This window comes from Pseudomonas sp. URMO17WK12:I7 (genome assembly GCF_003269045.1).
GTDB classification, from domain to species: domain Bacteria; phylum Pseudomonadota; class Gammaproteobacteria; order Pseudomonadales; family Pseudomonadaceae; genus Aquipseudomonas; species Aquipseudomonas putida_J.
The window spans coordinates 178,803-193,590 of the sequence record NZ_QLTL01000003.1; the positions used below are offsets into that span (position 1 = coordinate 178,803).

Here is a 14,788-nt window from a genome sequence, read left to right on the forward strand (position 1 = left end):
ATGGCAGAGAGCGAGAGCGGCCAGGACAAGACAGAAGACCCCACCGACAAGCGCAAGCGCGACGCGCGCGAAAAAGGTGAGATCGCCCGATCCAAGGAGCTCAATACCGTTGCCTCGACCCTTGCCGGCGCCGGTGCGCTGCTGGCATTCGGCGGCAATCTGGCGGAAACGTTGATGACGCTGATGCGGATGAACTTTTCCCTGACCCGCGAGGTGCTGACCGACGAGCGCTCGATGGGCATGTTCCTGCTGGCCTCGGGCAAGATGGCGATCTGGGCAGTGCAGCCCATTCTCATGCTGCTGTTCGTCATCGCCTTCGTTTCACCCATCGCCCTCGGCGGGTTCATTTTCTCGGGTAGCCTGTTGCAGCCCAAGTTCAGCAGGATGAATCCATTGTCGGGTATCAAGCGGATGTTTTCGCTGAACTCGCTTACCGAGTTGCTCAAGGCCATGGCCAAGTTCATGGTCATCCTGATCGTCGCGCTGGTGGTGTTGAGCAATGACCGCCAGGCGCTACTGGCCATTGCCAACGAGCCGCTGGAGCAAGCGATCATCCACAGTGTTCAAGTGGTTGGCTGGAGTGCCCTGTGGATGGCTGCCGGCCTGCTGCTGATCGCGGCGGCGGACGTGCCGTTCCAGCTGTGGCAGACCCACAAGAAGCTGAAGATGACCAAGCAGGAGATCAAGGACGAGTACAAGGACAGCGAAGGCAAGCCCGAGGTCAAGCAGCGCATCCGTCAGCTGCAGCGCGAGGTGTCGCAGCGGCGCATGATGGCTGCCGTGCCCGAGGCTGATGTGATCATCACCAACCCGACGCACTATGCCGTGGCCCTGCAGTACGACCCGGAGAAGGGTGGGGTGGCGCCGTTGCTGGTGGCCAAGGGCACCGACTTCATTGCCTTGAAGATTCGCGAGATCGGCGTCGAGCACAAGGTGCAGATCCTCGAATCGCCGGCCCTTGCGCGGGCGATCTACTACTCCACCGAGGTCGAAGGGGAAATTCCGGCGGGGCTGTACCTGGCGGTGGCGCAGGTGCTGGCCTATGTGTTCCAGATTCGACAGTACCGCTCCGGCAAGGGCAAGCGGCCTGAGCCGCTCAAGGAAGACCTGCCGATTCCGCCAGACCTGCGGCGTGATAGCTGACAGGTGTTCGCCTTGGTGCTTTTGGCGCCTGTGAGATCGAGCGCCGCCCGCGCGGCGCATCGCGGATAAATCCGCTCCTACATTTGTTGCAACGTGGCCATGTCTGTGAGGCCATGGTTGTCAGCCGGTTCGCACGGCTCAAGTCATGCGTCAAGGCTGGCAACCATGGCGTTTCAGGTTTGGTACGTTGCAACGAATGTAGGAGCGGATTTATCCGCGATGCGCCGCGCGGGCGGCGCTCGGTCTCGCAGGCGCCAAATACCTGGAGGCGGGCAAAGTTGGAAGGCTTCTTGCAAAGCCACGCCCAAGCGCCCCTTGGGCGTCAAAGTTTTGCATGAAGAGGAATCGCGGTGGATCGCACTCAGTTAATCAGCAACGCCCGCAACAACCTGGCCGGGCTCGGTCGGGGCAACCTGGGCGTGCCGTTGCTGCTGCTGGTGATGTTGGCAATGATGATGTTGCCGATACCGCCGTTCCTGCTCGACGTGTTCTTTACCTTCAACATCGCCCTGTCGATCGTGGTTTTGCTGGTCTGCGTGTACGCCCTGCGTCCGCTGGACTTCGCCGCGTTCCCGACCATCCTGCTGGTGGCGACTTTGCTGCGCCTGGCGCTGAACGTGGCGTCCACCCGCGTGGTCATGCTCCATGGCCAAGAAGGCCATGGCGCCGCGGGCAAGGTGATCCAGGCCTTCGGCGAGGTGGTGATCGGCGGTAACTACGTGGTGGGTGCGGTGGTGTTCGCCATCCTCATGATCATCAACTTCGTGGTGGTGACCAAGGGCGCCGGGCGCATTTCCGAAGTCAGCGCGCGCTTCACCCTCGACGCCATGCCTGGCAAGCAGATGGCCATCGACGCCGACCTCAACGCTGGCCTGATCGACCAGGCCCAGGCCAAGGCGCGCCGCGCCGAAGTGGCCCAGGAGGCTGAGTTCTACGGTTCGATGGACGGTGCCAGCAAGTTCGTCCGCGGTGACGCCATCGCCGGCCTGCTGATCCTGTTCATCAACCTGATCGGCGGCATGCTGATTGGTATGCTGCAACACAACATGTCGTTCAGCGATGCGGGCAAGGTTTACGCCTTGCTGACCATCGGTGACGGTTTGGTGGCGCAATTGCCATCACTGCTGCTGTCCACTGCCGCCGCGATCATGGTCACCCGTGCCTCGGGCTCCGAGGACATGGGCAAGCTGATCAACCGCCAGATGTTCGACTCGCCCAAGGCGCTGGGTGTGTCTGCTGCGCTGATGATCATCATGGGCCTGGTACCCGGCATGCCACACATCGCCTTCCTCAGCCTCGGCCTGCTGGCCGGGGGGGGTGCCTACCTGGTGTGGAAGAAGCAGCAGAAGGTCAAGATTGATGCGCAGAAGGAGGCGCAGCGCCAGCAGGACCTGCTGCCCTCGCCGCAGCGCGCACTGGAGACCAAGGAGCTGGGCTGGGACGACGTCACGCCGATCGACATGATCGGCCTGGAAGTCGGCTACCGGCTGATTCCGCTGGTCGACCGCAACCAGGGTGGCCAGCTGCTGGCGCGGATCAAGGGGGTGCGCAAGAAGCTGTCCCAGGACCTGGGCTTCCTCATGCCGACCGTGCATATCCGCGACAACCTCGACCTGCAGCCCAGCGCCTATCGCCTGACGCTGATGGGCGTGATCCTCGCCGAAGCTGATATCTATCCGGACCGCGAGCTGGCGATCAACCCTGGCCAGGTGTTCGGCACCCTCAACGGCATCGCCGCGCGCGACCCGGCATTTGGCCTGGAGGCGGTGTGGATCGACGTCGGCCAGCGCGCCCAGGCGCAGTCGCTGGGGTACACGGTGGTTGACGCCAGTACCGTGGTTGCCACCCACCTCAACCAGATCCTGCAGAAGCACTGCCATGAGCTGATCGGCCACGAAGAGGTTCAGCAGCTGTTGCAGGTATTGTCGAAGGCTTCGCCTAAACTTGCAGAAGAGCTGGTGCCCGGTGTCATTTCCTTGTCGGGGCTGCTCAAGGTCCTGCAGGCATTGTTGTCCGAGCAAGTGCCGGTGCGTGACATCCGCAGTATTGCCGAGGCCATCGCCAACAACGCTGGCAAGAGTCAAGATACCGCCGCGCTGGTGGCTGCGGTGCGCGTCGGATTGTGTCGTGCCATCGTCCAAAGCATTGTCGGTGTTGAGCCCGAGCTGCCTGTGATCACCCTTGAGCCAAGGTTGGAACAGATCTTGCTCAATAGTTTGCAAAGGGCCGGGCAAGGTCAGGAAGACGGTGTTCTTCTTGAACCAAGCATGGCCGAAAAGCTGCAGCGTTCGCTGATCGACGCCTGCCAGCGCCAGGAAATGCAAGGCCAACCGGCCATTCTCCTGGTAGCTGGCCCGATCCGTGCCATGTTGTCGCGCTTCGGTCGTCTGGCTGTACCGAATTTGCATGTTCTGGCGTATCAGGAAATACCGGATAACAAGCAAGTCACCATCGTTGCCACAGTGGGCCCCAACGGCTGAGGTAGTGGGTTATGCAAGTCAAGCGTTTTTTCGCCGCCGATATGCGTCAGGCCATGAAGCTGGTTCGTGATGAGCTGGGCTCCGATGCCGCCATCATCGGCAACCGCCGCATCGCCGGTGGTGTCGAACTGACCGCCGCGCTGGACTACAAGCTGTCCGCGCTGGCCCCGCGCGTGCCCAATGCCGAGCTGGAAGAAGAGCTGCGCAAGACCCAGTCGCGCATCGCCACTGCCCAGGCCGAGCTGGACAACCGCGCCGAGGCCAGCGAAGGCAACCGCCAATTGTTTGCCGGCCAGTCGCTGACCGCGTCCGAGCCATTGATCGAGCCGCACGTCGATGCACCGGCCCCGGCGCCTGCGCCGGCGCAGCCGGCCGTCGACCCGCGCCTGTTCGACGCCATGCGTTCGGAGCTGTCGGGCCTGCGTGAGCTGCTCGAAGTGCAGCTCGGCTCGCTGGCCTGGAACCAGCTGCAAGGCAGCAAGCCGGCACAGGCCAACCTCTGGCGCCGCCTGCAGCGCATCGGCCTGTCCGGGCCGATCTCCCGTGAACTGCTTGACCTCACCAGCGAGATCGAAGAGCCCCGCCAGGCCTGGCGCATGCTGTTGGCGCACCTGGCGCGGATGATTGAAGTGCCAGAGGCCGAACCGATCGAAGAGGGCGGTGTGATCGCCATGGTCGGCCCGGCCGGCATGGGCAAGACCACCACCCTGGCCAAGCTGGCGGCGCGCTATGTGCTCAAGTACGGCCCGCAGAACCTGGCGCTGGTGAGCATGGACAGCTTCCGCATCGGTGCCCAGGAGCAGCTCAAGACCCTGGGGCGCATCCTCAATGTGCCGGTGACCTATGTCGACCCGGGCCAGTCGCTGGCCGCTGCGCTGGAGCCACTGCTGCGCAAGCGCGTGGTGCTGATCGATACCGCCGGCCTGCAGGCCAGTGACCCGGCCCTGCGCATGCAACTGGAAACCCTGGCCGGGCGTGGCATTGCCGCGAAGAACTACCTGGTGCTGGCCACCACCAGCCAGAAGCAGGTGCTGACCGCCGCTTACCACAGCTACAAGCGCTGCGGCCTGGCCGGCTGCATCCTGACCAAACTCGATGAAACGGCGAGCCTCGGCGATGTGCTGAGCCTGGCCATCAGTCATGAATTGCCCGTGGCCTACCTCACCGATGGCCCCCGCATTCCTGACGACCTGCACCTGCCGCGCCCGCACCAGCTGGTGACCCGCGCAGTCAACGTGCAGTTGCAGGACGAGCCCAGCGAAGAGGCGATGGCCGACATGTTCGCTGATCTCTACCACAACCCGCGGCGCGCGGGTTGAGGATGAAGCGTATGCAAAGTACCTACATTCCGGGGCTGGCAGTGTCGCCCCGCGTGTGGCTTGGGTCCAGGCAAGACAAGGTAAACAACGAACATGGGTAGCATGCATCCCGTACAGGTGATCGCCGTCACCGGTGGCAAAGGTGGCGTCGGCAAGACTAACGTTTCAGTGAACCTGTCCCTGGCGCTGGCCGAACTCGGCCGCCGGGTGATGCTGCTGGACGCCGACCTTGGCCTGGCCAATGTCGACGTATTGCTGGGCCTCACCCCGAAACGCACCCTGGCCGATGTGATCGAAGGCCGCTGCGAGCTGCGCGATGTGCTGTTGCAGGGGCCTGGCGGTGTGCGCATCGTGCCGGCCGCCTCCGGTACCCAGAGCATGGTGCACCTGGCGCCGGCGCAGCATGCCGGGCTGATCCAGGCCTTCAGCGAGATTGGCGACAACCTCGACGTGCTGGTGATCGACACCGCTGCGGGCATTGGTGACTCGGTAGTCAGCTTCGTTCGCGCGGCCCAGGAAGTGCTGCTGGTGGTGTGCGACGAGCCGACCTCGATCACCGACGCCTACGCGCTGATCAAGCTGCTCAACCGCGACTACGGCATGAACCGTTTCCGCGTGCTGGCCAACATGGCGCAGAGCCCGCAGGAAGGGCGCAACCTGTTCGCCAAGCTGACCAAGGTCACCGACCGCTTCCTCGACGTCGCCCTGCAATACGTCGGCGCCGTGCCGTACGACGAGTGCGTGCGCAAGGCAGTGCAGAAGCAGCGCGCGGTGTACGAGGCTTTCCCTCGCTCCAAGTGCGCCCTGGCCTTCAAGGCCATTGCGCAGAAGGTCGACAGCTGGCCGCTGCCCGCCAACCCGCGCGGGCATCTTGAGTTCTTCGTCGAACGCCTGGTGCAACCCACCAGCGCAGGGCCCGTGCTATGAACGCGAGCGGCTTCAAGATGTACAGCAAGGCGTCCAAAGACGCCCAGTTCGAGCTGGTGGAACGCTATGCGCCGTTGGTCAAGCGCATTGCCTACCACTTGCTGGCACGCCTGCCAGCCAACGTCCAGGTTGAAGACCTGATCCAGGCGGGCATGATCGGCCTGCTGGAAGTGGCCAACAAGTACGACGCCAGCAAGGGCGCCAGCTTCGAAACCTACGCCGGCATCCGCATCCGCGGGGCAATGCTCGACGAGGTCCGCAAGGGCGATTGGGCGCCGCGTTCGGTGCACCGCAATACGCGCATGGTCAGTGACGCGATGCGCGCCGTTGAAGCAAGAACTGGCCGCGACGCTAAAGATCATGAAGTTGCTGCCGAACTCCAGTTGAGTCTCGATGATTACTACGGGATTTTGAACGATACCTTGGGGAGCCGCCTGTTCAGCTTCGACGACCTGTTGCAGGACGGCGAGCACGAAGGGCTGCACGAGGACGGCGCCAGTGGCCAGATCGAGCCGTCGCGCGATCTGGAGGACGAGCGCTTCCAGGCTGCCCTGACCGATGCGATCGCCAACCTGCCAGAGCGTGAGCGGCTGGTGTTGGCGCTGTACTACGACGAAGAGCTGAACCTCAAGGAAATCGGTGAGGTGCTGGGGGTCAGCGAATCGCGTGTCAGCCAGTTGCACAGCCAGTGTGCCGCGCGCCTGCGCAGCCGCCTGGGGGAATGGCGGGCGCGTTGAGCCCGGGGTCGTTGCGGTCGTTATCCACGTTCGTTTTCCATGTTGTACCGAATTGAATGAATGCGCGCGCTCGGGGCCGAGCGCGTTTGAGACTGCTTGGAGGTCTACTTGAACAAAGACATGAAAATCCTCATCGTTGACGACTTTTCGACGATGCGGCGGATCATCAAGAACCTGTTGCGTGACCTGGGCTTCACCAACACCGATGAAGCCGATGACGGCACCACTGCGCTGCCGATGCTCGAAAGTGGCCATTACGACTTCCTGGTGACCGACTGGAACATGCCCGGCATGTCCGGTATCGACCTGCTGCGCAAGGTCCGTGCCCACGATCGCCTGAAAGGCATGCCGGTGCTGATGGTGACCGCCGAAGCCAAGCGCGACCAGATCATCGAAGCGGCCCAGGCCGGGGTCAATGGTTACGTGGTCAAGCCGTTCACCGCCCAGGTGCTCAAAGAAAAGATCGAGAAGATCTTCGAACGCGTCAACGGCTGAGTCACGTCAGGGGGCGCCATGGAATCAACACAAACGTCTTTGGGGGAGTTCGAAACGACCCTGAAGAAACATGCCCAGGAGCTGGTCGAGAGCCTGGAGCGGGGGCGTTTCGGCGAGGCGGTGCAGCTGATCCATCAGCTCAACCAGACCCGCGACCGTGGCCTGTACCAGGAAGTCGGCAAGCTCACCCGTGAGCTGCACAGCGCGATCGTCAGTTTCCAGATCGACCCGCGCATGCCGCAGGCCGAGGAAGTTTCGCAGATCACCGACGCTACCGAGCGCCTCTCGTACGTGGTCAAGCTCACCGAGGGTGCCGCCAACCGCACCATGGACCTGGTGGAGGAGAGCACCCCGGTGCTCAACGACCTGGCGAGCGAGGCACAAGGCCTGAGCGTCGACTGGCAGCGTTTCATGCGCCGCGAAGTCGCCGCACCGGAGTTCCGCGAGCTGGTCAAGCGTGTCGACAGTTTCCTGACGCACAGCGCCGAGGGCAACCGCAAGGTCGCCGGCCACCTCAACGACATTCTGCTGGCTCAGGACTATCAGGACCTGACTGGCCAGGTGATCAAGCGCGTGACTGCGCTGGTGACCGAAGTGGAAAGCAATCTGCTCAAGCTCGTGCTGATGGCCAGTCAGGTCGACCGCTTTGCCGGTATCGAACATGACCACCAGCAGCTGCGCGCTGAAAAAGATCAAGAAAAACATCCGACTCGGGGTGAAGGTCCGCAGATTCATGCCGATAAGCGTGAAGACGTTGTGTCCGGTCAGGACGACGTCGACGATCTGCTGTCCAGCCTGGGTTTTTAAGGAGCACGTTTAATGAGCTTCGGCGCCGATGAAGAAATCCTTCAGGATTTCCTGGTAGAAGCCGGCGAAATTCTTGAGCAACTGTCCGAGCAACTGGTCGAGCTGGAAAGCCGGCCCGACGATGCCGACCTGCTCAATGCGATCTTTCGCGGTTTCCACACTGTAAAAGGGGGCGCCGGCTTCCTTCAGCTGAACGAGCTGGTGGAGTGCTGCCACATCGCCGAGAACGTGTTCGACATCCTGCGCAAAGGTGAGCGCCGGGTCGACGCGGAACTGATGGATGTGGTGCTTGAGGCACTGGATACGGTCAACAGCATGTTCGGCCAGGTGCGTGAGCGCAGTGAAGTGACCCCGGCCACGCCGGAGCTGCTGGCGGCCCTGTCGCGCCTGGCGGAACCTGCCAGCGGCGACACCCCTGCGGCGGTGGTCGAAGCGGCGCCGGAGCCTGTGGCCAGTGAGGCCGACATCACCGACACCGAGTTCGAACAGCTGCTCGACTCGCTCGATGCGGTCAAGGCTGAAGCGGCCGCTGCCGAAGAGCAGATGCAGGGCGAGACCCTCAGTGGCTCGGGTGATGACATCACCGACGCCGAGTTCGAATCGCTGCTCGACCAGTTGCATGGCAAGGGCCAGTTCTCGCCCGAAGTGGCTGCCGCCGAAGCGGTGGTCGTTGCCAGCGCGCCGGTGAGCGACGAGATCACCGACGAAGAATTCGAGTCGTTGCTGGACCAGCTGCACGGCAAGGGCACCTTCCAGGCCGATGCCTTGCCAGCCGCCACGGTTGCCGTGCAAAGCACTGTCGCGCCTGCCAGCAGTGACGAGATCACCGAGCACGAGTTCGAAGCGTTGCTCGACCAGTTGCACGGCAAGGGCAAGTTTGCCGCTGAGACCGTTGCTGGCGAAGCGCCTGTCGCGGTAGCTGCGCCGGTTGCTGCCAAGGCTGAAAGCAAGCCAGCCGCCAGGCCTGCAGCAGCCCCCGCGGCCGCTGCACCGGCTGTTGCCAAGCCTGCCGCGCCAGCCCGCACCCCGGCACCGGCTGCGGAAAAGCATGCCAGCGAAGCGGAAACCACCGTGCGCGTCGACACCGCGCGCCTGGACGAGATCATGAACATGGTCGGCGAACTGGTGCTGGTGCGTAACCGCCTGGTGCGCCTGGGCCTGAACAGCGGCGACGAGGCCATGTCCAAGGCCGTGTCCAACCTCGACGTGGTCACTGCCGACTTGCAGACCGCGGTGATGAAGACCCGCATGCAGCCGATCAAGAAGGTCTTCGGGCGCTTCCCGCGCCTGGTCCGCGACCTGGCCCGGCAGCTGAAGAAAGAGATCAACCTGGAGCTGGTCGGTGAAGAGACCGACCTCGACAAGAACCTCGTCGAGGCCCTGGCCGACCCGCTGGTGCACCTGGTGCGCAACGCCGTCGACCATGGCGTCGAGATGCCGGACGAGCGTGAAGCCGCCGGCAAGGCACGAACCGGCCGCGTGGTGCTGTCGGCTGAGCAGGAAGGTGACCACATCTTGCTGTCGATCTCCGACGACGGCAAAGGCATGGACCCGAACATCCTGCGCGCCAAGGCCGTGGAAAAGGGCCTGATGGACAAGGACGCCGCCGATCGCCTGAGCGAATCGGACTGCTACAACCTGATCTTCGCCCCGGGCTTCTCGACCAAGACCGAGATTTCCGACGTCTCCGGCCGCGGTGTCGGCATGGACGTGGTTAAGACCAAGATTTCCCAGCTCAACGGCTCGATCAACATCTTCTCGGCCAAGGGCCAGGGCTCGAAGATCGTCATCAAGGTGCCGCTGACCCTGGCGATCATGCCGACCCTGATGGTGATGCTGGGCAACCAGGCATTCGCCTTCCCGTTGGTCAACGTCAACGAGATCTTCCACCTCGACCTGTCGCGCACCAACGTGGTGGACGGCCAGGAAGTGGTGATCGTGCGCGACAAGGCACTGCCGCTGTTCTACCTCAAGCGCTGGTTGGTTCAGGGCCAGGTGCACGAGGAGCAGCACGAGGGCCATGTGGTGATCCTGTCGGTCGGTACCCAGCGTATCGGCTTCGTGGTCGACCAACTGGTGGGCCAGGAAGAGGTGGTGATCAAGCCGCTGGGCAAGATGCTGCAGGGCACCCCGGGCATGTCCGGCGCCACCATCACCGGTGACGGTCGCATCGCGCTGATTCTCGACGTGCCGAGCATGCTCAAGCGTTACGCGGCACGGCGTATCTGATTTTCGGCGGCGCACCCTGGCGGGTTGCGCCGCCTAATGGAGTGTTTATGGCAGTCAAGGTCCTGGTGGTGGATGATTCCGGTTTCTTCCGCCGCCGCGTTTCGGAAATCCTCTCGGCGGACCCGACGATCCAGGTGGTCGGCACTGCGACCAACGGCAGGGAAGCGATCGACCAGGCACTGGCGCTCAAACCCGATGTCATCACCATGGACTACGAGATGCCCATGATGGATGGCATCACCGCAGTGCGGCACATCATGCAGCGCTGCCCGACGCCAGTGTTGATGTTCTCCTCGCTGACCCACGAAGGCGCCCGCGTCACCCTTGACGCGCTGGATGCCGGTGCGGTGGATTACCTGCCGAAGAACTTCGAAGACATCTCGCGCAACCCGGAGAAGGTCAAGCAACTGCTGTGCGAGAAGGTGCATACCATTTCGCGCAGCAACCGCCGTTTCGGCGGCTACGCCAGCCACGCGCCGGCCACCGCGCCAGCGCCGGCCAGCAGCCATGCCCCCGCCAGCAGCCTGGCCAGCGCAGCGCCGGCACGTAGCGCCGCGCCAGCCCGTGCAGCGGCACCGGCGCCTGCTGTAGCGCATGCCCCGGCCCCCAAGCGCAAGCCTTACAAGCTGGTGGCGATCGGCACTTCCACGGGGGGGCCGGTGGCCCTGCAGCGGGTGCTGACCCAGCTGCCGGCGAACTTCCCGGCGCCGATCGTGCTGATCCAGCACATGCCCGCGGCCTTCACCAAGGCCTTTGCCGAGCGCCTCGACAAGCTGTGCAAGATCAGTGTCAAGGAAGCCGAGGATGGCGACATGCTGCGCCCGGGCCTGGCACTGTTGGCCCCTGGCGGCAAGCAGATGATGATCGACGGCCGTGGTGCGGTGAAGATCCTGCCAGGCGACGAGCGTCTGAACTACAAGCCGTGCGTGGACATCACCTTCGGCTCGGCGGCCAAGTCCTACGGCGACAAGGTGCTGTCGGTGGTGCTCACCGGCATGGGCGCCGACGGCCGTGAAGGTGCGCGCCTGCTCAAGCAGGGCGGCAGTACCGTGTGGGCCCAGGATGAGGCCAGCTGTGTGATCTACGGCATGCCCATGGCCATCGTCAAAGCCAACCTGGCCGACGCGGTGTACAGCCTGGATGAAATCGGCAAACACCTGGTCGAGGCTTGTGTCTGATGGATGTGCTCAGCCTGATTGGCCTGATTCTGGCGTTCGTCGCCATCGTTGGCGGCAACTTCCTTGAAGGTGGCCACGTCGGTGCCTTGCTCAACGGCCCTGCCGGCCTGATCGTGCTCGGCGGCACCCTGGCGGCGGCATTGCTGCAGTCGCCGCTGTCGGCCTTCAAGCGCGCGCTGCAGATCCTGCGCTGGATCTTCTTTCCGCCACGGGTTGACCTGGCCGGCGGTATCGACCGGGTGGTCAACTGGAGCCTGGTGGCGCGCAAGGAAGGCCTGCTCGGCCTGGAAGGCGTGGCCGATGCCGAACCTGACCCGTACGCCCGCAAGGGCCTGCAGCTGCTGGTCGATGGCGCCGAGCCGGAATCGATCCGCAGCATCCTCGAAGTCGACTTCCTGACCCAGGAAAGCCGTGATATCCAGGCCGCCAAGGTGTTCGAGAGCATGGGCGGCTACGCCCCGACCATCGGTATCATCGGTGCGGTCATGGGCCTGATCCACGTGATGGGCAACCTGGCCGACCCTTCGCAGCTGGGCAACGGCATCGCCGTGGCGTTCGTCGCCACCATCTACGGCGTGGCCAGTGCCAACCTGGTCCTGCTGCCTATCGCCAACAAGCTCAAGGCCATCGTGATGCGCCAGTCGCGCTACCGCGAGATGCTGCTTGAAGGCCTGCTGTCGATTGCCGAGGGCGAGAACCCGCGTTCGATCGAGCTGAAGCTGCAAGGCTTCATGGAGTAAGCCATGCGCCGTCGCCGTCATACCGAGGAACACGAGAACCACGAACGCTGGCTGGTGTCGTACGCCGACTTCATCACCTTGCTGTTTGCCTTCTTCGTGGTCATGTATTCGATTTCCTCGATCAACGAGGGCAAGTACAAGGTCATCTCGCAAGCGCTGCTCGGGGTTTTCAACGACCCTGAACGCAGCATGAAGCCGATCCCGGTCGGCGATGAGCAGCCGCTGAGCGTGAAACCGGCAGAACCCTTGATCAAGGACAGCGAGCAGACCGATGCGGGCCTTGCGCAGACCAACGTCGACCCGCTCAAGACCATCAGCGACGACGTGCGCGATGCCTTTGGCGACCTGATCAAGTCTGACCAGATGACCGTGCGCGGCAACGAACTGTGGGTGGAGATCGAGCTCAACTCGTCCTTGCTGTTCGGCAGTGGCGATGCCATGCCCAGTGACAAGGCGTTCGACATCATCGAAAAAGTCGGCAACATCCTCAAGCCGTTCGCCAACCCGGTGCACGTCGAGGGCTTCACCGACAACCTGCCGATTCGCACGGCGCAGTACCCGACCAACTGGGAACTGTCGGCGGCGCGGGCGGCGAGCATCGTGCGTTTGCTGGCCATGGAAGGGGTCAACCCGGCGCGCATGGCCTCGGTCGGCTATGGCGAATACCAACCGGTCGCCAGCAACGACACCGCCGAAGGGCGCGCGCGCAACCGGCGGGTGGTGCTGGTGATTTCCCGTAACCTTGAAGTACGCCGCAGCCTGACCGGCTCGGGCAGTGCCCATGCCACCCCGGATGCAGCGCTGCGCCGTGCTGGCACACAAAGTGCACCGCCAGCCCCAACAGCGACGACGGCCCAGTGAGCCGTCAATACTCTGTCATAGCTAACCTAATGGGGGCGGTTGTCTTGTCCGATTTTTCGAAGCCTGCGAGATCATTGTGGGCGCGGGTTCATCGAGACGTCGAACCGCCGCGAACACGGGCGAAGCCCGTGTTATCCACTGTGTCGCCTGCTTCGCGGGTAAACCCGCTCCCACATCAGACAAGAGTTGTTCTATGAGAGTCTGGGCAGTAGCCAATCAAAAAGGTGGCGTTGGCAAGACCACGACCACCATCGCCCTGGCCGGCCTGCTGGCCGAGGCGGGCAAGCGCGTGGTCGTCGTCGACCTCGACCCGCATGGCTCTATGACCAGCTATTTCGGGCACAATCCGGACGCCCTGGAGCACAGCTGCTACGACCTGTTCCTGCACAAGGGCAGCGTGCCTGAAGGCCTGCCAGGTCAGTTGTTGTTGCCCACCAGCGATGAGCGTATCTCGTTGCTGCCGTCGAGCACCGCGCTGGCCGTGCTGGAGCGTCAGTCGCCGGGGCAGAGTGGCCTGGGCCTGGTGATCGCCAAGAGTCTGGCGCAGTTGTGGCAGGATTTCGATTTTGCCCTGATCGATAGCCCGCCCTTGCTGGGCGTGCTGATGGTCAACGCCCTGGCTGCCAGCCAGCAGCTGGTGATCCCGGTGCAGACCGAATTCCTTGCGGTGAAGGGCCTGGAGCGCATGATCGGCACCTTGGCCATGGTCAACCGCTCGCGCAAGCAGGCATTGCCGTACCAGATCGTGCCGACCCTGTTCGACCGACGTACCCAGGCTTCGCTGGGCACCCTCAAGGTGCTGCGCGACACCTATGAACACCAGGTGTGGCAGGGTTATATCCCGGTCGATACGCGCCTGCGCGATGCCAGCCGCAATGGGGTCACGCCGTCGCAGTTCGATGGCAAGAGCCGCGGGGTGATCGCCTACCGGGCACTGCTCAAGCACATGCTTACCTACAAGCCGGCCACGCAGGTGGCTTCATGAACCGTCCTGTCGGCACCAAGCCGCAACTGGCGCTGCAGTCGTACCTGGATGGGCTGTTGCAGGAGGCCACCGAGGCCGAAGCTATTCTCGACCTGCCCGCGCCGGCCGAGGCGCCCACGGCCAACGACGAATTCGCTGCTGCCGTGCGTGAAGAGCAGGCGCGTGATGCACGTAAGCCAGCACCGGTAGCCAGGCCTTTCGCCGAGCCACAGGTGAAGGTGCTGCCAGCCGTGTTGCCGGTCGAGCAGCCCGTGGTGGCACTGGTCGAGGCTGAGGTGGTAGCCGAGGCCAGCATCCCGGTGCTGATTGAGGCGCCAGCACCGGAACCGGTCGCACCCTTGGTCGAAGTACACCTGCCTGCGGCAGGCATGGCAGACACACCGGTCCCGCCGGCCAGCATCGATGGCCGCCCGGCCTGGGCTGCCGAGCCGTTCGAATGCCTGCTGTTTGACGTTGCCGGGTTGACCTTGGCCGTACCGCTGGTATGCCTGGGCTCGATCTACAGCCTGGAAGGCCAGGAGCTGACACCGCTGTTCGGCCAGCCGGACTGGTTCCTTGGCATCCTCACTTGCCAGGCTGGCAACCTCAAGGTGCTGGATACCGCGCGCTGGGTCATGCCCGACCGCTACCGCGAAGACTTTCGCCAAGGCTTGAATTACGTGATTTCCGTGCAGGGCTACGAATGGGGCCTGGCGGTGCATCAGGTCAGCCGTTCGCTGCGCCTGGACCCGGCCGAGATCAAGTGGCGCAGCCAGCGTGGTCAGCGCCCCTGGTTGGCCGGCACGGTCATCGAACACATGTGTGCACTGCTCGACGTCGCCAAACTGGCCGAGCTGATCGCCAGCGGCGCGGTCAAGCAGTTGCACGCCAAACAGAAATGACACCGA

At 63.5% G+C, this 14,788-nt stretch carries 13 protein-coding genes; all 13 read left to right on the top strand.

Annotation, left to right across the window (positions count from 1 at the left end):
- The 13 genes from flhB (at nucleotide 1) to H040_RS05050 (ending at nucleotide 14,782) form a co-directional block, all read left to right on the top strand.
- Nucleotides 1–1,143 carry a flagellar biosynthesis protein FlhB gene (gene flhB / locus H040_RS04985; RefSeq protein WP_027921196.1) on the top strand — a complete coding sequence of 381 codons (1,143 nt, stop codon included), beginning with the start codon at nucleotides 1–3 and terminating at the stop codon, nucleotides 1,141–1,143.
- A gap of 350 nt (nucleotides 1,144–1,493) precedes the next feature.
- Nucleotides 1,494–3,623 carry a flagellar biosynthesis protein FlhA gene (gene flhA, locus H040_RS04990; RefSeq protein WP_027921197.1) on the top strand — a complete coding sequence of 710 codons (2,130 nt, stop codon included), beginning with the start codon at nucleotides 1,494–1,496 and terminating at the stop codon, nucleotides 3,621–3,623.
- 11 nt (nucleotides 3,624–3,634) lie between these two features.
- Nucleotides 3,635–4,942, top strand: coding sequence for a flagellar biosynthesis protein FlhF (flhF, locus tag H040_RS04995; protein WP_027921198.1), 1,308 nt, complete (start codon nucleotides 3,635–3,637; stop codon nucleotides 4,940–4,942).
- A 93-nt stretch (nucleotides 4,943–5,035) separates the two neighbouring features.
- Nucleotides 5,036–5,869: a flagellar synthesis regulator FleN gene (gene fleN, locus H040_RS05000; protein ID WP_016393812.1), complete on the top strand. Its 834-nt coding sequence runs from the start codon at nucleotides 5,036–5,038 to the stop codon at nucleotides 5,867–5,869.
- Nucleotides 5,866–6,606 (top strand): RNA polymerase sigma factor FliA, encoded by a 741-nt coding sequence (gene fliA / locus H040_RS05005; protein ID WP_027921199.1) that lies wholly within the window; start codon nucleotides 5,866–5,868, stop codon nucleotides 6,604–6,606. The genes fleN and fliA overlap by 4 nt, the downstream gene beginning before the upstream one ends.
- 120 nt (nucleotides 6,607–6,726) lie before the next feature.
- A complete protein-coding gene (locus H040_RS05010; protein WP_104881405.1) occupies nucleotides 6,727–7,101 on the top strand; it encodes a chemotaxis response regulator CheY in 375 nt (124 codons plus the stop codon).
- 18 nt (nucleotides 7,102–7,119) lie between these two features.
- Nucleotides 7,120–7,908, top strand: a complete 789-nt coding sequence (locus H040_RS05015; protein ID WP_027921200.1) for a protein phosphatase CheZ — start codon at nucleotides 7,120–7,122, stop codon at nucleotides 7,906–7,908.
- 12 nt (nucleotides 7,909–7,920) lie between these two features.
- Entirely contained in the window at nucleotides 7,921–10,137 is a 2,217-nt protein-coding gene (locus H040_RS05020; RefSeq protein ID WP_027921201.1) for a chemotaxis protein CheA, read from the top strand.
- Nucleotides 10,138–10,184: 47 nt separating this feature from the next.
- Nucleotides 10,185–11,315, top strand: coding sequence for a protein-glutamate methylesterase/protein-glutamine glutaminase (locus H040_RS05025; RefSeq protein ID WP_027921202.1), 1,131 nt, complete (start codon nucleotides 10,185–10,187; stop codon nucleotides 11,313–11,315).
- Nucleotides 11,315–12,055, top strand: coding sequence for a flagellar motor protein (locus H040_RS05030; RefSeq protein ID WP_027921203.1), 741 nt, complete (start codon nucleotides 11,315–11,317; stop codon nucleotides 12,053–12,055). The genes H040_RS05025 and H040_RS05030 overlap by 1 nt, the downstream gene beginning before the upstream one ends.
- Nucleotides 12,056–12,058: 3 nt before the next feature.
- Nucleotides 12,059–12,916, top strand: coding sequence for a flagellar motor protein MotD (gene motD / locus H040_RS05035; protein WP_027921204.1), 858 nt, complete (start codon nucleotides 12,059–12,061; stop codon nucleotides 12,914–12,916).
- Nucleotides 12,917–13,109: 193 nt separating this feature from the next.
- Nucleotides 13,110–13,901, top strand: coding sequence for a ParA family protein (locus H040_RS05045; protein ID WP_027921205.1), 792 nt, complete (start codon nucleotides 13,110–13,112; stop codon nucleotides 13,899–13,901).
- Nucleotides 13,898–14,782, top strand: a complete 885-nt coding sequence (locus H040_RS05050; RefSeq protein ID WP_027921206.1) for a CheW domain-containing protein — start codon at nucleotides 13,898–13,900, stop codon at nucleotides 14,780–14,782. Before H040_RS05045 ends, H040_RS05050 begins: the two co-directional genes overlap by 4 nt.
- The last annotated feature ends 6 nt before the right edge of the window (nucleotides 14,783–14,788 follow it).

Coding starts and splice junctions, on each gene's coding strand:
- flhF (WP_027921198.1), top strand. CDS start 3,635: ATGCAAGTCAAGCGTTTTTTCGCCGCCGATATGCGTCAGGCCATGAAG.
- fleN (WP_016393812.1), top strand. CDS start 5,036: ATGGGTAGCATGCATCCCGTACAGGTGATCGCCGTCACCGGTGGCAAA.
- flhB (WP_027921196.1), top strand. CDS start 1: ATGGCAGAGAGCGAGAGCGGCCAGGACAAGACAGAAGACCCCACCGAC.
- H040_RS05045 (WP_027921205.1), top strand. CDS start 13,110: ATGAGAGTCTGGGCAGTAGCCAATCAAAAAGGTGGCGTTGGCAAGACC.
- H040_RS05050 (WP_027921206.1), top strand. CDS start 13,898: ATGAACCGTCCTGTCGGCACCAAGCCGCAACTGGCGCTGCAGTCGTAC.
- motD (WP_027921204.1), top strand. CDS start 12,059: ATGCGCCGTCGCCGTCATACCGAGGAACACGAGAACCACGAACGCTGG.
- H040_RS05030 (WP_027921203.1), top strand. CDS start 11,315: ATGGATGTGCTCAGCCTGATTGGCCTGATTCTGGCGTTCGTCGCCATC.
- H040_RS05025 (WP_027921202.1), top strand. CDS start 10,185: ATGGCAGTCAAGGTCCTGGTGGTGGATGATTCCGGTTTCTTCCGCCGC.
- H040_RS05010 (WP_104881405.1), top strand. CDS start 6,727: ATGAAAATCCTCATCGTTGACGACTTTTCGACGATGCGGCGGATCATC.
- fliA (WP_027921199.1), top strand. CDS start 5,866: ATGAACGCGAGCGGCTTCAAGATGTACAGCAAGGCGTCCAAAGACGCC.
- H040_RS05020 (WP_027921201.1), top strand. CDS start 7,921: ATGAGCTTCGGCGCCGATGAAGAAATCCTTCAGGATTTCCTGGTAGAA.
- H040_RS05015 (WP_027921200.1), top strand. CDS start 7,120: ATGGAATCAACACAAACGTCTTTGGGGGAGTTCGAAACGACCCTGAAG.